Source organism: Cupriavidus sp. 94F1 (assembly GCF_057798875.1).
The window spans coordinates 270651-289980 of sequence record NZ_JBYOJT010000003.1; the positions used below are offsets into that span (position 1 = coordinate 270651).

A 19330-nucleotide genomic window follows, 5' to 3' on the forward strand; every position below is an offset into this window, starting at 1 on the left:
GTCCGGCGGCGGCCATACGCGCCTCAGCCGCCGCGCCTCCGGGTCATGAGGCGTGGATCTTGTCCTGCCCCGGCGTCCATTCCGTGCCTCGAACCAACCGCCGCACGGCGCGCAACACCAGGTGCGGCAGGTCGGCCAGGGTCAGCACCGGCCGCCGGGCCTCGGCAATCAGTGCCAGCCGCACCGGGCCCTTGGCGCGGGGGTCCACGCTGAGCACGATCTCGTCGCCGCGACGCAACAGCAGACTTCCGCCACAGCGCAGCCAGTAATCCTCGGAATCATTCTCGCGGGTCACCCATACATCGACACCCTTGGCATCTTCCACAAACAGGCGCTGGGCGGCATGCACCGACAGCGGGGCAACCTCGCCGGGGCTCAGCGTAAAGACGGTCGTTGTGAGTAGGGCTTTCATGATGGCTTCTCCGTGAGTCCGGGGGCCCACCGTGTTGTCGGCGTCGCCGGAACTGGCTTGGTCATTGGACCAGCACAGTTCAGGGCTTTGTTTGGCGGGGTCCGGTGAAGTGAATTCTAGTGATGACCCCGCCGCTGGCAAAACGATATATATTCTTGGGTCTTGTTAGCTCATCTCACATAGACGAGGTCCATCATGGTCTGGAGCGGCGCCTGGAACCCGGACGATCCCCGTAGCTGGAAACGCGAATTTCCGCGCCTGCCGGCCTTGGCCGCCTTGCGCACGTTCGAGGCGGCCGCCCGCCACGAGAGCTTCTCGCGGGCTGCCGCGGAACTGTTCGTCACCCATGGCGCCGTCAGCCACCAGATCCGGGCGCTGGAGGAAGAGCTGGGCCAGCCGCTGTTCGAGCGGCGCGGCAAGCGCGTGATGCTGACCGCCAACGGCCGGCTCTATGCCGAGCGCGTGCGCGACGCGCTGCTGCAGATTGCCGACGCCACGCGCGCCCTTCAGGCCGGCAACCGCGAAAAGCGGCTGACCATCAGCACCATGCCGTCGTTCGCCGCGCGCTGGCTCACGCCGCGCATCGGCAGCTTCATCGAGCAGCATCCGGAATTCGACGTGGAACTGCTGTCGTCGAACTCGCTCGTGGACTTTGCCAATGAAGAGGTGGACGTGGCGCTGCGCATGGGCGGTGGCCAGTACCCGGGTCTCTACGTCGAACGCCTGCTGGACGATGTGTTCTTTCCCGTCTGCAGCCCCAGCTTCAATGGCGGGCGCCTGCCCGAGCAGCCCGCGCACATGGCCGGCATGCCGCTGCTGCGCGGCGAGGGCGATCCATGGAAGCCCTGGTTCGAGGCGGCCGGACTGGCCTGGTCCGAGCCGACCAAGGGCCTGATGATGCAGGACTCGTCGCTGCTGCTGCAGGCGGCGGCCGAGGGCCAGGGCATTGCGCTGATCCGGTCGTCGCTGGCCTATAACGACCTGCTGTCGGGCCGCGTGGTGCGCCTGTTCGACGTGAGCATTCCGTGCCCGTGGTTGCTGCATTTCGTCTGCACCCATGCCAGCCTGGCCACGCCGAAGGTGCAGGCCTTCCGGAATTGGCTGCTGCCCGAGATGGAGCGGTTCCGGAACATTCTTTCGCAATGGACCTAGCGGTCCGGGGCGTCGGTACTGTCGGTGCTGTCGGTGCCGCCGGCCCCGTCCCGCTCATCGGCCCCCGCTGGCGCTGATCCGGGTACGCCTTTCTTCTTCCGGCCGGCCCGGGGATGGGCCTGGTCGTAGACCTTGGCCAGGTGCTGGAAGTCGAGCGACGTGTAGACCTGCGTGGTGGTGATGCTCACGTGGCCCAGCATCTCCTGCACCGCGCGCAGGTCGCCCGACGATTGCAGGACATGCGTGGCAAACGAGTGCCGCAGCATATGCGGATGCACATTGGCCGGCACGCCGGCTGCCAGCGCCTGCTGCTTGATCCGCGTCTGTACCGTACTGCCCGACAACCGCCTGCCGCGCGTGCCCAGGAACAGCGCGTGCTGGTCCTCCGGCAAGGCGCCGGGCCGCAGCAGTGTCTCGCGTACCGCAAGCCAGGCCTTCAGCGCCTCCATCGCCTTGCTGCCCACCGGCACGGTCCGCCTGCGCGATCCCTTGCCGATCACCGTGACCTCGGCACCCGCCAGGTCGAGCCAGCCCGCCGACCGGTACTCGCCTTCTTCGGAATAGCGCACGTCGAGCTGGATCAGCTCCGACAGCCGCAGCCCGCTGGAATAGAACAGTTCGAAAACGGCCTGGTCGCGGATGGCTTCGGCCGTGTCGCCGCGCCGGTGCGCCACCAGCGCCACGGCGTGTTCCACCGACAGCGCCTTGGGCAGCGGCTGCCCGCGCTTGGGCGCCCGCACCCCATCCACCGGATTGGCGGTCACGCCATGGCCATGCCGCGCCGCCCACAGAAAGAAGCCGCGCCAGCCAGACAGCGTGCGCGCAATGGTGCGCGCCGACAGGCCGCTGCCGTGCAGCCGCGCGGCGAAGGATCGGATATGTCTGGTTTCCAGCGACAGCAGCGGCACGCCAGCGGCAAAGCGCGTGGCGGATTCCTGCAGCACGGAGAGATCGCGCGCGTAGCTGGTCAGCGTGTGGTCGGCCAGCTTGCGATTGGTGGCCAGCCAGTCCAGGTAGCGCAGCACCAGTGGATCGGGAACTGGCTTTTCCGCCACGGCGGCGGCCGTGGTGGCCGGTGTGGACGATGTGCCCGGTGTGTCCGTCACGGCATCACCCTTGCCCGGCTGGCGTTTGCGCATGGCGGAACAGCGAGATTTAGTCGCGCAGGCGGTTCAGGGCGGCGCCGGCCACTTCGCCGATCTGCCCCAGGTAAGCGGTGCCCATGCCTTCATGGAAGCGGCGCGGCTCGGGCGAACCCAGCACCAGCAGGCCGAACGCGGCGCCGGGGCCATCGTCGCCCGGGCGGGCCGGCACGCGCAGCGTCACCATGGCCAGCGACGCGATATCGTCGCGCTCCAGCAGGCTGGCGGCCTCGAAGCCGCTGTTGGCGCCGCAGTACGGTGCGCGCAGGCCTTCGGCAAACAGGCGCAGGTCGTCGCTGGCGCCCTGCGCCACTTCGATGTGGGCAAACGCTTCGCCCACGTTCCACAGGCGCAGCGCCACGGCCGGCACATCGAATACCTGCTGCAAGCCGTCCTGCACCGCGTACGGCAGCGCGTGCGAATCGGCCTCGGCCAGCAGGCGCAGCTGCCAGGCGTGCATGCGCTGCTGCGTGCGGTCGTTCTCGTGGCCGTGCCGAACCAGGTCGGCCAGCTTCAGTTCCAGCCCCTTGTTCTTCTCGCGCAGGATTTCCATCTGGCGCTCCTGCAGCGACACGGCCCGGTGGCTGTGCGGACTGGTCAGTTGCACCGTGGCCAGCAGTTCGGCATGGTCCTCAAAGAACTGCGGGTTGCTTTGCAGATAAGCGGCGACGTCCTGGGCGTTCATAAGCTTTTACCGATTCCATTTTTTCGGTTGGCAGTGTAGCAAAGTGACGTTGGCGCGAGCGGGTCAGGTCTGGATGAGCCGCTTCTGTCGCGAAATGCTCATCAGGATGCCGATCCCCATGCCCAGCGTCACCAGCGCGGTACCACCGTAACTCAACAGCGGCAGCGGCACGCCCACCACGGGCAGGATCCCGCTCACCATGCCCATGTTCACGAAGGCGTAGGTGAAGAAGATCAGCGTGATCGAGCCGGCCAGCAGCCGCGAGAACAATGTCGGCGCGTTGGCCGCAATATAAAGCCCGCGGAAGATCAGCAGCAGATACAGCACCAGCAGCACGGCATTGCCGATCAGCCCGAATTCCTCCGAAAACACCGCGAAGATGAAGTCGGTGTGCTTTTCGGGGATGAACTCCAGGTGCGTCTGCGTACCCTTGAGCCAGCCCTTGCCGGTGACGCCGCCCGAGCCGATCGCGATGATCGACTGGATGGTATGGAAGCCCTTGCCCAGCGGGTCGGTGGTCGGGTCCAGCAGCGTGCACACGCGGTGCTGCTGGTAATCGTGCAGGATCGGCCAGCTCACGCCCGGCGCGCAGATCTGGCTTTCATAGCTGATCAGCAGCGTGATCGCCACGACGCCCAGGCCCAGCAGCGGCAGGATGATCTTCCACGACAGTCCGGCGAAATAGATCACGTACAGGCCGGCGGCCAGCACCAGCAGGCCGGTGCCCAGGTCGGGCTGCTTGGCGATCAGGCCCACCGGCACGCCCAGGATGATCAGCGCCACGACGAAGTCGAACCACCGGATCACCCCCTCCCGCTTCTGGAAGTACCACGCCAGCATCAGCGGCATCGAGATCTTCATGATCTCCGATGGCTGGATCACCATGCCCACGTTGAGCCAGCGGCGCGCCCCCTTGCGGATCAGGCCGAACATGGCCACCGCGATCAGCAGCGCCACCCCGACCGTATAGAGCGGCACGGCGATCCGCATCAGCAGCTGGGTCGGCATGTAGGCAATCACGATCATCACGACGTACGACAGCAGGATGTTGCGCAGCTGGTCTTCCACGCGGCCCGGCATGTCGATCGCGGCCGAATACAGCGCCACGATGCCCGTGGCGAACAGCAGGAAGACGATCAGCGCCAGCGGCTTGTCGAAGCCGGTCAGGGCGGTCTTGATCGTCGATGCGACGCGGCGTTTGTCCATGGCGCGTCTCCTTTTACTCTGAAACGGGTTTCTTGCCGGCTGCGTCGGCCTGGGCAAGGTTGGCGGTCCTGGCCGGCCTGGTGCGCGGTGCCGGGGCCGGTGCCGATGCCGGTGTGACGTGCGGCAGCGGTGCCCTGGGCGCCGATGCCGGCGGCTTGCTGTGGCCCAGCGCCTGCAGCATGCGGTCGTCGAGCGTGACCACTGCCGATGCCGGCGCGATGGCGGCCGGATCGAGCTGCGTGGCGATCGACTCGGATGCGCCAGTCGCCCGGGCCGCAGGCACCGGCACGGACGCCCCGGCCACGGCACTGGCCCCCGGTGCGCTGGCGGCAGCCTCGGCGCCCGAGGCGGCCGCGACGGCAGCCGGTGCGGTCTGCATCACGGTGGCGGTTGCCGCGTTGGCGGTGTCGCCCGTGGTGAACACGCTCGGCGTATCCACCGGCGGCCGGTTGCCGGCGCGCAGTGCCTCTTCGGGCGGCGGCGCGGTGGCCTGCAGTTCCTCGGGCCACTTGCGCAGCAGGTAATAGTCCATCACCTTGCGGGCGATCGGGGCGGCCACGGCGGCACCGAAGCCGGCGTTCTCGACGATCAGCGCCAGCGCAATCTTCGGATGGTCGGCCGGCGCGAACGCCGTGTACAGCGAGTGGTCGCGCTTGCGTTCGTCGATCGCGTGGTGGTTGTACTTCTCGTTCTTGCCCAGCGTATAGGTCTGGGCCGTGCCGGTCTTGCCCGCCGACTCGTACGCCGCGCCGGCAAACACCCGGGCCGCCGTGCCGTTGTGGGTCACCGCCACCATGGCGCGCTTGATCACGTCGATATCGGCCTGCTTGAACGGCAGCCGGTAGCTTTCCTTAGGCACGGTCAGCGTGCGCTTGCGGTTGACCGAATCCTCGACGGCCTTCACCAGGTGAGGCTTCATCGCCACGCCGTTGTTGACCAGGATCGACACCGCATTGGCCAGCTGCAGGATCGTGAAGCTGTTGTAGCCCTGGCCGATGCCCAGCGAGATGGTCTCGCCGTCATACCACTTCTGCTGCTCGGGCTTGCGGTAGGCCTTGCGCTTCCACTCGGTGGACGGCAGGATGCCGCGGCTTTCGCCCTCGATGTCGATGCCCGTGATCTGGCCGAAGCCCAGCGGCTTCATGAAATCGTGGATCGCATTGACGCCCATGTCGCGCGCCAGCGCGTAGTAATAGGTATCGCACGACTGCACGATCGACGCCTGCATGTCCACCCAGCCATGACCGCCCGGCTTGTCGTCGCGGAACGTGTGGTTGCCCAGCGTGAAGAAGCCCGGATCGTGCATGCCCCAGGCCGCCGTGCGCTTGCCCGTGGTCAGTGCCGCCAGCGCCATGAACGGCTTGTACGTCGAGCCCGGCGGATAGGTGCCGCGCAGGGGCCGGTTCAGCAGCGGCTTGTCCGGCGATCCGTTGAGCTCGTCCCAGGTCTTGGAATCGATCCCCTCGACGAACAGGTTCGGATCGAAGGTCGGCTTCGAGACGAAGGCCAGGATGTCGCCGGTTTCCGGCTCGATGGCCACCAGCGCACCGCGGCGGTCGCCGAATAGCTGTTCCGCCAATTGCTGCAGACGGATGTCGAGCGACAGGATCAGGTTGTTGCCCGGCGTGGCCGGCGACGTGGACAAAGTACGAATCGGACGGCCACCGGCGCTGACTTCCACTTCCTCGAAGCCGGTCAGCCCGTGCAGTTCGGTCTCGTAGCTCTGCTCCAGGCCGATCTTGCCGATGTAGTTGGTGCCCTTGTAGTTGTCGATATCCTTGCGCGGATCGTACTTGGCGGGGTCGGCGTCGTTGGCCTCGTCCATCGCCTCGATCCGCTCCTGGTCGCGCTGCGAGATGCGGCCCAGGTAGCCCACCACGTGGCTGGCCGACTCGCCCAGCGGGTACTGGCGGAACAGGCGCGCACGCACGTCCACCCCGGGAAAGCGGAAACGCTGCGCCGAGAACTTGGCCACTTCCTCGTCGGTCAGCTGGCTGCGGATGGGCAGGCTTTCAAAGCTGCGCGATTCTTCCAGCAGGCGTTTGAAACGGCGGCGGTCGCGCGGCTGGATATCCACCAGCCTGGCCAGTTCGTCGATCGTGTTGTCGAGCGTATCGGTCAGCTTGGACGGCGTCACTTCAAGCGTGTACGCGGAATAGTTGCGCGCCAGGATCACCCCGTTGCGGTCCATGATGATGCCGCGGTTCGGCTCGATCGGCGCCACGGAGATGCGGTTGTCCTCGGCCTTGGCCGAGTACTGGTCGTGCTTGTACCACTGCAGCCACAGGAAGCGGGAGAGCAGCAGGCCAAAGCAGATGACCGTGAACAGGGCTGCCGCCGCCACGCGGATGCGGAAGCGGCCGATTTCCAGTTCGACGTTGCGGATTTCGGTCATGGCGGTACTGCGGGCGGCGTGGCGGTGTCAGGAAGGATGAAGGGCTAGATCGGACGCGTTTCGTCGATGTCGGCCGAGCGGCGCTGGGGCGCCAGCAGCAATGCGGTGGCCATCGGCCAGAGCACGGCTTCGATCAGCGGCGCCACCAGAAGTTGCCAGCCCGGCAGCGGCGCGCCCATCGCCAGGCGGATCACCACCGGCACGGCATGGGTGATGAACAGCAGCGGCATCACATGCAGCGCCTGCGTGTAGACCGAAAACCACAGCACGCGGCGGTGGATCGTGATCGCAAAGTACGCCAGCAGCGTATAGGCCAGCGCGTGCTCGCCCAGCAGCCGCGCATCGTGCACGTCCATCAGCAGGCCTAGCAGAAACGCCACGCCCATGCCCACCTTGCGCGGCTGGTGGATGTTCCAGAACACCAGCACCAGGGCCACCATGTCGGGGATCCACAGCGTGGTGCCCCAGGGCATCAGGTTCCACAGGAAGGCCAGCACGAAGGTCAGCGTGATGAACGCGGGATTGACCGGTCGCAGCAGGTATTGGGATGTCGTCACTGGGAACGCTCCGGGGATTTCTGCTTGTCGGTGGCCTTGTCCGTGGCCTTGTCGGCAGGCTTGTCGGCCGCCTTGTCAGCCGCCTTCTGCTCGGCACCGGCGCGGGCCGCGGCCGACCGGGCGCCCTTCTCGGCCTTGGTCGGGGCGGCTTCTTCCTGCGGGCGCGGGCCCAGGCCGGACTCGTAGCGCACCACCAGCAGCTGGCGATGCGAGCGCACGCCGGCCACCGGTTCGCAGTACACCCGCGAGAACGCGGTGTCCGCCTTGCGCTCGATCTGGACGATCTTCGCCACCGGCAGGCCCGGCGGATAGGTGCCGTCCAGCCCGGACGTCACGAGCAGGTCGCCCTGCTGCAGGTCGGCCGACGCGGCCATGAAGCGCAGGTCCAGCAGCCCGGCACGCGAGCCGCCGAAAGCCACGCTGCGCAGGCCGTTGCGCACCACCTGGACGGGAATCGCCTGGTCCTTGTCGGTCAGCAGCGTCACTTCGGACTGGAACGGCGACACGCGCGTGACCTGGCCGATCACGCCGCGTTCGTCGATCACCGGGTAGCCGGCGCGCAGGCCGTGCGCGCTGCCATGGTCGATGACGATGCGCTGGCTGTACGGGTCGCGGGCGTCGTAGAGAATTTCGGCCGCCGTGACCGGCGTGGCCGACTGCTGCTGCAGGTTCAGCAGCTTGCGCAGCTGGTTGTTCTCGGCTTCGAGCTGGGCCTGGCGCACGGACGCATTGGCCTGCTCCACCGCGCTGCGGCGCAGTTCGCGGTTTTCATTGGTCAGCGTGACCGACGACTGGGCGTAGTCAAGGACGCCGCGCAGCGCGTCGCGCGGCACCAGCACCAGGCGTTCCACGGGCATGAGGACGGTGGCGGCCACCTGGCGCGCGACGCGCATGGCGTCAAAGCGCGCATCGACAATCAGCAGCGCCAGCGCGATCGCCACGAAGATGACCAGGCGTGCAACGGCAGATGTGCCTTGCTTGAAGAGCGGCGGTGGAGAGTAATCCATTTACCGGTGCGCAGGCGAAACCATTCCGCCAGCGCGTCCGCCCGCCCCTTGGTGGGCATGGCGGTCCGGGCTGGCGGGGGAAGACATCAAAGGTCGCGGGGACGGGGCGACGCAGGCCACCACGGTCCCTGCCTCGTATTACTCGTAGGAGAAGATGCTGCCGAGCTTGTCCATGCGCTCCAGCGCCATGCCCGAGCCGCGCACCACGCAGGTCAGCGGATCTTCGGCCACCAGCACCGGCAGGCCGGTTTCCTCGGCCAGCAGGCGGTCCAGGTCGCGCAGCAGTGCGCCGCCGCCGGTCAGCATCATGCCGCGTTCGGCAATGTCGGCGCCCAGTTCGGGCGGGGTCTGTTCCAGCGCGATCTTCACGGCCGACACGATCTGGTTCAGCGGATCGGTCAGGGCTTCGAGGATTTCGTTGGACGACACGGTGAAGGCGCGCGGGATACCCTCGGACAGGTTGCGGCCCTTCACTTCCATTTCGCGGACTTCGGAGCCCGGGAAGGCCGAGCCGATTTCCTTCTTGATCGCTTCGGCGGTCTGCTCGCCGATCAGCATGCCGTAGTTGCGGCGGATGTAGTTGACGATCGCTTCGTCGAACTTGTCGCCGCCCACGCGCACCGAACCCTTGTAGACCATGCCGCCCAGCGAGATGATGCCCACCTCGGTGGTGCCGCCGCCGATATCGACGACCATCGAGCCCGACGGCTCCGACACCGGCAGCCCGGCGCCGATCGCGGCCGACATCGGCTCCTCGATCAGGTACACCTGGCTCGCGCCGGCGCCCAGTGCCGATTCGCGGATGGCGCGGCGTTCCACCTGGGTGGAACCGCACGGCACGCAGATGATGATGCGCGGGCTCGGACGCAGCAGCTTGGTGTCATGCACCATCTTGATGAACTGCTTGAGCATCTGCTCGGTCACGGTGAAGTCGGCGATCACGCCGTCCTTCATCGGGCGGATGGCCTCGATGTTGCCAGGCACCTTGCCCAGCATCTGCTTGGCTTCCTTGCCCACCGCCGTAATCGTTTTCTTGGCGTTGGGACCGCCTTCCTGACGGATGGCCACGACCGACGGCTCGTCCAGGACGATGCCCTTGTCGCGCATGTAGATCAGGGTGTTGGCGGTGCCCAGGTCGATGGCCAGGTCGTTGGAGAAATAGCTGCGGAGAAATCCGAACATCAGGAATCCTGTCTTCTGTTGGTTCGCGGGTATGCGAAGCGGCCGGTGCCTGTAGCGGCCCGGCCACGAATACGTTTGCAAGGGTGATGGTTCACGGCTCCCCCGGTGCGTGCGGCTGCCGCCGGCACAAGCCGGCGCGCCCCGGTACCCCTGGCGCGGACAAGCCCCGGTGCGCCAGCGGGAATCCGCTTCGCCGGCGCATGCCTGCACGCCGGACCTACGGGAACCTTTGATTAGACTCTGCGCGAAAGTTCGCGGACAGATGCGCGGGACAGGGCAGGAACACGCCTGACGTGTGGCAGTAGCCTAATCGGAGGAACCAGTTTCCTACGACTGAAAATACGATGAAAACGGGCCGCTAATCCGCGGCGTTGCCCTGATGCTGGCACATTACTGTTGCATGGTTGCGACGCCGGCCATGGTATGCCGCCCGATCCAGCCCCTTGGCACCCCGGCGATTGGCGCCCGGAACCCGGTTCTGGATGCTGCGACTGTGCCGACGGCATCACCACCCGCCCGCTTTGCCGCAACCCAAGTGGCGCGCGCGTTGCGGGAAGACAGCAGCGCGTAATGATACCTTATAATTCACGCTGTTTCGGGGCGTTTGGACCCTGAAAAACTTGTAACTTCGACGATCCTGGGGTGCCCCCCGGGCGCACCAGTCCGGCACGCCTTGGCCACCCCGCCAGACGCCGGGCCCATGGCGCCCTTCCAGGCGCCCCGACGGCCACCCGACGACGGTTGGGTGGACGCCGGTTCCGAACCGGCGTCCGCTCCCTCGCCCGGCCGCAACATCTCCAGTCCGCAGGACTGAATCCGGCGAGAAGCGCCGCACCACGCCATGGCTCTCGAACTTTCCGACGTCAAGCGCATCGCGCACCTGGCCCGCATCGAAACCAGCGATGCCGAGGCCGAGCACACGCTTGTGCAGCTGAACAACTTTTTCTCCCTGGTCGAGCAGATGCAGGCGGTGGACACCACCGGCATCGAGCCGCTGGCCCATCCGCTGTCGGCCGTGCGCGACATCGCCCAGCGCCTGCGCGACGACGCCGTGACCGAGTCCGACCGCCGCGCGGACTACCAGCGCCCCGCCCCGGCCACCGAGAACGGCCTGTACCTGGTGCCCAAGGTCATCGAGTGACGGCAGCGCGCTGCCCTGCCTTGTCGCCCATCCAGACGCCATCCGACCCGATATGACCTTTTCCGCTGATCACCAGACCTCGCTGCGCCAGATTGCCGATGCGCTGGCCGCCCGTTCCGTGTCCGCCGAGGAACTCGCCCGCGACTACCTGGCCCGCATCGACGCCGCCAGGCACCTCAATGCCTTTGTCGACGTCAACCCCGACCTGACGCTGGCCCAGGCCCGCGCCGCCGACGAGCGCCGCGCCAACGGCCAGGCCACGCCGCTGACCGGCGTGCCCATCGCCCACAAGGACGTCTTCGTGACGCGCGGCTGGAAGTCCACCGCCGGCTCGAAGATGCTGGCCAACTACGAAAGCCCGTTCGACGCCACCGTGGTGGAACGCCTGGGCGCGGCCGGCATGGTCACGCTGGGCAAGACCAACATGGACGAATTCGCGATGGGTTCGTCCAACGAGAACGCGTACCAGGGCGCCGTGCGCAACCCGTGGGACACCAACCGCGTGCCGGGCGGCTCGTCGGGCGGCTCGGCCGCTGCCGTGGCCGCGGGCCTGGCGCCGGCCGCCACCGGCACCGACACCGGCGGGTCGATCCGCCAGCCGGCATCGTTCTCCGGCATCACCGGCATCAAGCCGACGTATGGCCGGGTGTCGCGCTACGGCATGATCGCGTTCGCGTCGTCGCTGGACCAGGGCGGCCCGATGGCCCATACGGCCGAGGACTGCGCGATGCTGCTCAACGGCATGGCAGGCTTCGATCCAAAGGATTCCACCAGCCTGACCCCGAAACTGGGCGGCGTGGACGAGGACTTCACGCGCCTGCTGGGCCAGCCGCGCGCCGGCGCCACCGCCGACAAGCCGCTGGCCGGCCTGCGTATCGGCCTGCCGCGCGAGTATTTCGGCAAGGGCCTGTCCGCCGATGTGGAAAAGACCGTGCGCGCCGCGCTGGCCGAGTATGAAAAGCTTGGCGCCACGCTGGTGGACGTGTCGCTGCCCAAGACCGAGCTGTCGATCCCGGTGTACTACATCATCGCGCCGGCCGAGGCTTCGTCAAACCTGTCGCGCTTCGACGGCGTGCGCTACGGCCACCGGGCGGCCGAGTACCGCGACCTGCTCGACATGTACAAGAAGAGCCGCGCCGAAGGCTTCGGCCCCGAGGTGAAGCGCCGCATCATGGTGGGCACGTACGTGCTGTCGCACGGTTATTACGATGCTTACTACCTGCAGGCGCAGAAGATCCGCCGCATCATCGCCGACGATTTCCAGCGCGCGTTTGCCGAGTGCGACGTGATCATGGGCCCGGTGGCGCCCAGCGTGGCCTGGAAGCTGGGCGAGAAGACCGCCGACCCGGTGCAGATGTACCTGGCCGATATCTTCACGCTGTCCACCAGCCTGGCAGGCCTGCCCGGCATGAGCGTGCCGGCCGGCTTTGGCGACGGCAACATGCCCGTGGGCCTGCAGATCATCGGCAACTACTTTGACGAAGCGCGCCTGCTGCAGGTGGCCCACGCGTTCCAGCAGGCCACCGACTGGCACCTGCGCCGTCCGGCCTGATCGCTCATCCGCCAAACCGCCAACTGCTCCGAGCCATCATGCGCATGCACGCCCTGCCCCGCATCCCGCTGAGACTGGCCGCCGCCCTGGCGGTGGCCGTGACGCTGGCCGGCTGCCAGATTCCGTTCGCTGGCCGCTCCACGCCCATCGCGGCGCGCGACATCGACCTGGCTGGCAACTGCCAGCGCACCGAGGAAGACGGCTTCCGCGAGGACGCGCAGCTGCGCGTGGCCGACAACACCGTGCAGCAACTGCAGTGGAAGCTGTGGGTGGGCAAGCGTGGCTCGTGCAGCTTCAACCTGGCCGATTTCCGCCAGGTGCGCAAGACGCCGCACATCGAGCTGCGCGCCAACGACGGCAGCGCCTGCAAGCTGATGGTCTGGCAGGACCCGCGCCGCGTCACGCTGGCGCACGCAAGCTGCCAGTCGCACTGCACGCCCGGCATCTATGAAGAGGCGTGGCCCGTGATGTTCGAACCGGGCACCGGCGAATGCGCGCGCACGCGCTGAGCCCCGGCTGAATTCGTCGATCGACCATGCCACGCCTGTTCCCGCCCACCTTGCCGCCGAAGGCCTCGCCGCTGGTTCCGACCACGGTGGGCCGCTGGCTGCGCGGGACGCTGGCCGGCGTGGCGGTGGTGGCGGCGCTGATGCCGGCCGCACCGGCCCAGCCGGCGGTGTCGATGGCACCGCTGTCGCCGCCGTCGCCCTTGACCGCCCCGGTCGGCCCGGCCAGCGCCGCCGTTGTGGCAGCGCCGGCCACCGCGACCGAACCGGCCACCGCGCGGGTGCGGCTGCCCGCCGATCCGGGATCGCCGGCGCTGACCGCCTACTGGTTCATGCCGCGCGAGGGCACCGTGGCCCGCAGCCAGCCGCTGCCCGTGGTGGTGGCGCTGCACGGCTGCGGCGGCCTGGTCGACATGAAGGTGGCGGCCAGGCGCGCCGGCACGATCGAGGAAGTGATCGATCCGGCGGCCGGCCTGCAGGCCCGCTATCGCGAGTACGCACACTGGCTGACCGAGCGCGGCTACGCCGTGCTGATGCCCGACAGTTTCAGCGCGCGCGGCAAGGCCCAGGGCATTTGCACGGAATCGTTCGACGCACGATCGATCGACGACAAGACGCGCCGTGCCGACGCCCTCGCCGCGCTGCGCTGGGTGGCAAGGCAGCCGGGCATCGACACGCGCCGCATCGTGCTGCTGGGCTGGTCCAACGGCGCGCAGGCCGTGCTGGCCACCATCGACGCCAGCCGGCCCTGGCCCGCCGATGCGCCGAACGTGGACCGCGCCGTGGCGTTCTATCCGGGCTGCAAGCGCGCCGTGCAGCAGCACGATTTCCGGCTGCGGTCGCCATTGCTGCTGATGATCGGCGGCGCCGACGACTGGACGCCCGCCACGCGTTGCGCAATGCTGCAGAACGCGGTGCAAAGCCGGCAGCCCAAGGCCCGTTTCCGCCTGGAAATCTATCCGGGCGCGTACCATGGCTTCGACGGCACCAGCGAGCTGCACGTACGGCGCGACGTCGCCGCCCGCAACGGCTCCGGGGTCACCGTCGGCGGCGACGCCGTGGCGCGCGTGGCCGCGCTGGCCCAACTCGACTCATGGCTGACGAGTTCCGACCCCTGACGACACAGACAGCGCAGGGCCTGGAATTCGGCAACCGAAGCAACCTATACAGAAAAGCACTCAGATTAGGAAAACCGCCATGCAATGGGAAGTGGTGATCGGCCTGGAGACGCACGCACAGCTCTCCACGGCCTCCAAGATTTTCTCCGGCGCCTCGACCGCGTTCGGTGCCGAGGCCAATACGCAGGCCTGCCCCGTGGACCTGGCCCTGCCGGGCGTGCTGCCCGTGCTCAACAAGGGTGCCGTCGAGCGCGCCATCCAGTTCGGCCTGTCGATCGACGCGAAGATCGCGCCGCGCAGCATCTTTGCGCGCAAGAATTACTTCTACCCCGACCTGCCCAAGGGTTACCAGATCAGCCAGTACGAGATCCCGGTGGTGCAGGGCGGGCAGATCACGGTGCAGGTGGAAGGCAAGCAGGGCGTCTATGAGAAAACGATCAACCTGACGCGGGCCCACCTGGAAGAAGACGCCGGCAAGTCGCTGCACGAGGACTTCGCTGGCATGACCGGCATCGACCTGAACCGTGCCGGCACGCCGCTGCTGGAAATCGTGACCGAGCCCGACATGCGCAGCTCGGCCGAAGCCGTGGCCTATGCGAAGGCGCTCCATTCGCTGGTGGTGTGGCTGGGCATCTGCGACGGCAACATGCAGGAAGGCAGCTTCCGCTGCGACGCCAACGTGTCCGTGCGTCCGGTGGGCCAGGAGAAGTTCGGCACGCGGCGCGAGATCAAGAACCTGAACTCGTTCCGCTTCCTGCAGCAGGCCATCGACTATGAAGTGCAATGGCAGATTGCCGAGATCGAGGATGGCCGCGAGATCGTCCAGGCGACGGTGCTGTTCGACCCGGACACCGGCGAGACGCGCGCGATGCGCACCAAGGAAGACGCGCACGACTACCGCTACTTCCCCGACCCGGACCTGATGCCGCTGGAAATCGACGCGGCCTGGATCGACCGCGTGAAGGGCGCGCTGCCGGAGCTGCCGGCCGCCATGCAGGCACGCTTTGTGTCGCAATACGGGTTGTCCGCCTACGATGCGAGCACCATCACCGCGACCAAGGCCCTGGCCAGCTACTTCGAGGCCGTGGTCAAGGAAGTGGGTGCCGCCAGCGCCAAGCCCGCCGCCAACTGGCTGATGGGCGAGATCGCATCGCAACTGAACCGCGACGGCATCACGATCGACGCCGCGCCAGTGAGCCCGGCTCAACTGGCGAAACTGCTATCGCGCATTGCCGATGGCACGGTATCGAACAACACGGCCAAGAAGGATGTGTTTCCGGCGATGTGGGCCGGCGAATCGGACGGCGACGCCGACGCGATCATCGCGGCCAAGGGCCTGAAGCAGATGTCCGACACGGGTGAACTGGAAAAGATCATCGACGACGTGCTGGCCGCCAACGCCAAGTCGGTCGACGAATTCCGCGCCGGCAAGGAAAAGGCGTTCAATGCGCTGGTGGGCCAGGCCATGAAGGCCACCAAGGGCAAGGCCAACCCGGCCCAGGTCAATGAACTGCTGAAGAAGAAGCTGGGCTGATCGCCGATCCGCTCCTGTTCTAAAGAAACGGCCACGTGTAATGCACGTGGCCGTTTTTTTTCGCCCCATCAGCGGTTGGCACCGGTCATGCGGATTCCAGCGCGGCCAGGCGTTCCTGCAGGCTGGCCAGCAAGGCGTCGCGCTCCGCCAGCATGGCGGTGAGCTGGCCAACGTTGACGGCATCGGTCGATGACGTGCCGGCTGCCACGTTGATGATCTGCCGCTGCAGGCTGGCGCTGCCGACCGACACCGACTTGGCGCGGTCGCAGTTGGATTTCGCCCCAAGCGCGACGCCGTTCGTCACCGAAGACATGGCATTGGCGCCCACCACCACCGACGTGGAGCCCGAAGCCGTTGCCGAGCCGCCAATCGCCACATTGTCGGCCTTCGACGCCGATGCCGCCGCACCGATGACCACCGCGTTGTTGGCCGACACATACACGGCATTGCCCAGCGCAATCGACCCCTCGCCGCCCGCGCCAGTCTCGATGCGCGCGCTGCGGCCCATCACGATGCCGCTGCCAGTGCTGGCCATGGTCGCGCCGTCGCCCAGGACGATACTGCCGCCACCCTTGGCCGTGGCCAGCGGGCCGATGGCGATGGCGTTGCTGCCGCTGGCGGTTGCGCCCGCACCGGTGGACTTCACCTGCAGGTACTTCAGGTCTGCATCGCCGCTGCTGATGCCTGCCACGGTCTCGGCAAGATCGGCGATGTCCTGCGCGTTCTTCGTCACCTTGGCGTTGGTCTGGAACAGCTGGCCGCCCGTCACCGCATCGGTGCTCAGCTGGGTCAGGCTGGCCGCGCGCAGCCCTGTCACCAGCGTGTTGTCGAGCGTGGCACGGGCCTTCGAGTCGTCGTCGTAGGCCAGGAAGGCGTTGCCGACGTTGCCCGACGCGTTCACGTCCAGCCCGGCCGTGCGCAGCTGCCCGACAGTGACCGCGTCGTTGTCCGCCACGCCCGCTTCCACGTTGACGATGCGGCGCCGTGCGTCGGCCGCCCCCACCGACACAGTGTTCGGCCGGTCCGCCACGCTGCCCTGCCCCAGGGCCACGCTGTACGAGCCCGAGACACTGGCCCCCGCGCCCAGCGCCAGACCACCCGCCCCAGTCACCGCGGTGGCGTCGCCCACGGCCACGGCCCCGGTGCTCTTCGCCGAGGCATTCGGGCCGATGGCCAGCGCATTGGTGCCGCTGGCATCGGCATCCGACGCGGTCGAATCGACATGGAAGTACTTCACGCCGGCGTCACCACCGGTGATGTCTTCCACCGCCGTATTGATCTGGCTCAGCGCGTCGAGGGCCTGGCCGAGCTGCTGGTTGGTGGCGAACAGCTGCGCGCCTGTCACCGCATCCTGGCTGCCCTCGGTCAGTTCGCCGGGTACCAGGCTCGTGACCAGCGTGTTGGCCAGCGTCACGCGGCCCAGCGTGGCGTCGTCATAGGCCACGAACGCATTGGACACTTCGCCGGCTGCATTCAGGTTCAGCCCGGCGTCCTTGAGCTGGCCTACCGTGGCGGCGTCCGAATCGAGTTCGCCCCTCATCACATGCACGATACGGCGGGGCTTTAGCAGCGTGCCGACCGATACCGTGCCCTCGCGGAGCGCCACGCTGCCGTTGCCGATGGCCACGCTGTCCGCCGCCGATACACTGGCCTGGTGACCGATCGCCACCGCTCCGGCGCCGCCCGCGTTGGCGCCCGTCCCCACCGCCAGCGCGGCCGTGCCGTCGCCATTGGCCTGGGTGTTGACACCAACCGCGACATCGCCGGCGCCAATCGCCACCGACCGGCTGCCGATGGCCTGCGCCCAGTCCGCGACGCTGGCCGCATTGCTGCCCAGCGCCGTCGAGTTTTGCCCGTTTGCCACCGCTTCCAGGCCCAGCGCCAGCCCACCGCTGCCCGGTGCATCGGCCAGCGGCCCGACCGCGATGGCGTCGCTGCCGGTGGCCTCGCCGTCCGGCTTGGAACTGTTGGCGTGGAAATACTGGAGGTTGCCAACGCTGCCGCCTCCGCCGCCTAGCGCCGCGTAGAGCTGGCTGCCGTTGATGGCGTCGGTGCTGCTTTCCGACACCTCGCCGGGCGCAACGTTGACAATGGTGCGCTTGAACTCGCTGGTGCCGACCGAGACCGTCCCATCGGCTTCGGCAACGCTTCCGTGGCCCAGCGCGACGCTAAGCTCTCCCCTGGCCTTGCTGCCGGCCCCGAAGGCGATGGCCTGAAGCGCGCTGGCGTTCGCACTTTCGCCAATTGCGAACGCGCGATTGCCCGTGGCGCGCGCGCCCGCGCCAAAGGCGATCGTGCTCTGCGCTGTGGCCCGCGCGTCCCAGCCCATCGCCATCGCGTCGTAGCCGCCCGTTGCCTGCGCCCCGTTGCCGATGGCGAGGTTGTTCCTGCCCGATGCGATGCCGTTCGGGCCCACCGTTATCGCGTTGCCCCCCGTGGGAGAGCCGTCGGTTCCATCCGTGTTGGCACGGAAATACGTGATACCCGCTGCGGCCTGCACGCCCACCTCATCGCGCCCTGCACCGCCAGCCTGATCGCCCGCCCCGGGCGAATCCAGGTCTCGCGCCAGTGCGGCTTCCTGTTCCTGCTGTGTCATGTCGAACTCCCAATCGTTGGCCTGGAGAAGCCGCTCGGGTGCCGGTGTCCGGCATCGGCACCGCCCGCGGCCAAGCCAATCGTTGCCGATGGCCACGCCCCGGACAATGGATTCGAATGACACGAAGATGATCCATCGGGAATCTGCCGCGCGGGGCGCCGCGGATTCCCGGTACGGTGCCGCTCAGGCGACGGGCCGGACGGCCCCCGCCACCGGTACCACGCTGACCTCCACCTCCACCGTATGCTCGCCGCCGCCGACGATCACGCCATGCAGCAGTGGCACGTCGCTGTAGTCGCGTGCGATGGCCAGCGTCACGTGGCGGGTGTCGGCCAGCACGTCGTTGGTCGGATCGAGGTCGATCCAGCCGTTGGCGGGGCACCAGACGCCGGCCCACGCGTGCGAGGCATCGGCACCCAGCAGGCGCGGCTCGCCCGGCGGCGGATCGGTACACAGATAGCCGCTGACATAGCGCGCGGCCAGGCCAATCGAGCGCAGGCAGCCGATCATCACCTGGGCGAAGTCCTGGCACACGCCGCTGCGTAGCTCAAACGCCTCCAGCGCGGGCGTATGCACTTCGGTGGTCTCGCCGTGATAGGCGAAGTCGGCGTGGATGCGATGCATCAGGTCGATGGCGCCAGCGGCCACGGTCACACCGGCGGTGAAGCTCTGCAGCGCGTAGTCGCGCAGGTCCGCGTGCAGCGCCACGTTCGGCGATGCATAGACGAATTCGGTCTCGGGGTGGAACGGCTGGCCGGCGCGGTAGCGCAGTTGCCGCGCCGCCGCTTCCCATGGCGTGCCCTGCGCCGCATCGAACCCGGCCCAGCGCGGCATCAGCGTGACCGTGCTGCAGGTGGTCAGGCGCATCGTCTCGTGCGGGACATCGAGCATGAAGTGCAGCACGTTGTTGCCGAACGCATCGGTTCGCATGTGCTGGTGCGTCGGCGCGGGTTCCACATCGGTCCGGTGCGCGCCCACGGCCTGCCACGGGTACGACGGCGGCGTCACCACGGCACGCTGCTGCGCATGTTCCACGGGCCAGGCGTACTGGTAGGTGGTGACGTGGTGCACGTCCAGCGTGGTGGGCATGTCCGGTGGCGTGGCCGATGGCATGGCCGGCAGGGCGCCGGCCGGCTCGGGCGGTC

The 19330-nt window shown here is 67.7% G+C and carries 16 protein-coding genes; 6 read left to right on the plus strand and 10 right to left on the minus strand.

The window, feature by feature from the left end:
• Window positions 1–43: 43 nt before the first annotated feature.
• The gene (locus tag AC3FJ6_RS09015) at window positions 44–412 is read right to left on the minus strand and encodes a DUF2917 domain-containing protein (protein WP_153946177.1); all 369 of its coding nucleotides are present in this window, start codon (window positions 410–412) and stop codon (window positions 44–46) included.
• 195 nt (window positions 413–607) lie between these two features.
• On the opposite strand from AC3FJ6_RS09015, the gene AC3FJ6_RS09020 reads away from it, so the two are divergent.
• A complete protein-coding gene (locus AC3FJ6_RS09020; RefSeq protein WP_488771564.1) occupies window positions 608–1564 on the plus strand; it encodes a transcriptional regulator GcvA in 957 nt (318 codons plus the stop codon).
• Here AC3FJ6_RS09020 and AC3FJ6_RS09025 read toward each other — a convergent pair.
• From AC3FJ6_RS09025 to AC3FJ6_RS09055, 7 genes are all read right to left on the minus strand, one after another.
• The gene (locus tag AC3FJ6_RS09025; RefSeq protein WP_488771565.1) at window positions 1561–2703 is read right to left on the minus strand and encodes a tyrosine recombinase XerC; all 1143 of its coding nucleotides are present in this window, start codon (window positions 2701–2703) and stop codon (window positions 1561–1563) included. The two genes, AC3FJ6_RS09020 and AC3FJ6_RS09025, sit on opposite strands and share 4 nt — an antisense overlap.
• Window positions 2704–2719: 16 nt before the next feature.
• Entirely contained in the window at window positions 2720–3391 is a 672-nt protein-coding gene (locus AC3FJ6_RS09030; protein ID WP_153946180.1) for a DUF484 family protein, read from the minus strand.
• Window positions 3392–3454: 63 nt separating this feature from the next.
• On the minus strand, window positions 3455–4597 hold the full coding sequence (gene rodA, locus AC3FJ6_RS09035) for a rod shape-determining protein RodA (RefSeq protein WP_153946181.1): 1143 nt from the start codon (window positions 4595–4597) through the stop codon (window positions 3455–3457).
• Between the two features lie 13 nt (window positions 4598–4610).
• The gene (gene mrdA / locus AC3FJ6_RS09040; protein ID WP_488771566.1) at window positions 4611–6992 is read right to left on the minus strand and encodes a penicillin-binding protein 2; all 2382 of its coding nucleotides are present in this window, start codon (window positions 6990–6992) and stop codon (window positions 4611–4613) included.
• A 44-nt stretch (window positions 6993–7036) separates the two neighbouring features.
• The gene (gene mreD, locus AC3FJ6_RS09045) at window positions 7037–7549 is read right to left on the minus strand and encodes a rod shape-determining protein MreD (RefSeq protein WP_249640870.1); all 513 of its coding nucleotides are present in this window, start codon (window positions 7547–7549) and stop codon (window positions 7037–7039) included.
• Window positions 7546–8556, minus strand: coding sequence for a rod shape-determining protein MreC (gene mreC, locus AC3FJ6_RS09050; protein ID WP_488771568.1), 1011 nt, complete (start codon window positions 8554–8556; stop codon window positions 7546–7548). Before mreC ends, mreD begins: the two co-directional genes overlap by 4 nt.
• 138 nt (window positions 8557–8694) lie before the next feature.
• The gene (locus tag AC3FJ6_RS09055) at window positions 8695–9738 is read right to left on the minus strand and encodes a rod shape-determining protein (RefSeq protein WP_019450345.1); all 1044 of its coding nucleotides are present in this window, start codon (window positions 9736–9738) and stop codon (window positions 8695–8697) included.
• Between the two features lie 841 nt (window positions 9739–10579).
• Here AC3FJ6_RS09055 and gatC point away from each other — a divergent pair.
• The 5 genes from gatC (at window position 10580) to gatB (ending at window position 15589) form a co-directional block, all read left to right on the plus strand.
• Window positions 10580–10879: an Asp-tRNA(Asn)/Glu-tRNA(Gln) amidotransferase subunit GatC gene (gene gatC / locus AC3FJ6_RS09060; RefSeq protein WP_092600403.1), complete on the plus strand. Its 300-nt coding sequence runs from the start codon at window positions 10580–10582 to the stop codon at window positions 10877–10879.
• 52 nt (window positions 10880–10931) lie between these two features.
• On the plus strand, window positions 10932–12431 hold the full coding sequence (gatA, locus tag AC3FJ6_RS09065) for an Asp-tRNA(Asn)/Glu-tRNA(Gln) amidotransferase subunit GatA (RefSeq protein WP_488771569.1): 1500 nt from the start codon (window positions 10932–10934) through the stop codon (window positions 12429–12431).
• Window positions 12432–12469: 38 nt separating this feature from the next.
• Entirely contained in the window at window positions 12470–12940 is a 471-nt protein-coding gene (locus AC3FJ6_RS09070; protein WP_092600407.1) for a hypothetical protein, read from the plus strand.
• A 26-nt stretch (window positions 12941–12966) separates the two neighbouring features.
• Window positions 12967–14055 carry a dienelactone hydrolase family protein gene (locus tag AC3FJ6_RS09075; RefSeq protein WP_488771570.1) on the plus strand — a complete coding sequence of 363 codons (1089 nt, stop codon included), beginning with the start codon at window positions 12967–12969 and terminating at the stop codon, window positions 14053–14055.
• 64 nt (window positions 14056–14119) lie between these two features.
• A complete protein-coding gene (gatB, locus tag AC3FJ6_RS09080; protein ID WP_488771854.1) occupies window positions 14120–15589 on the plus strand; it encodes an Asp-tRNA(Asn)/Glu-tRNA(Gln) amidotransferase subunit GatB in 1470 nt (489 codons plus the stop codon).
• A gap of 85 nt (window positions 15590–15674) precedes the next feature.
• Here gatB and AC3FJ6_RS09085 read toward each other — a convergent pair whose 3' ends face one another.
• Complete coding sequence (locus tag AC3FJ6_RS09085; RefSeq protein WP_488771571.1) at window positions 15675–18185, minus strand: hypothetical protein; 2511 nt, start codon at window positions 18183–18185, stop codon at window positions 15675–15677.
• A 183-nt stretch (window positions 18186–18368) separates the two neighbouring features.
• Window positions 18369–19298, minus strand: coding sequence for a transglutaminase family protein (locus tag AC3FJ6_RS09090; RefSeq protein ID WP_488771855.1), 930 nt, complete (start codon window positions 19296–19298; stop codon window positions 18369–18371).
• Window positions 19299–19330: the final 32 nt, after the last annotated feature.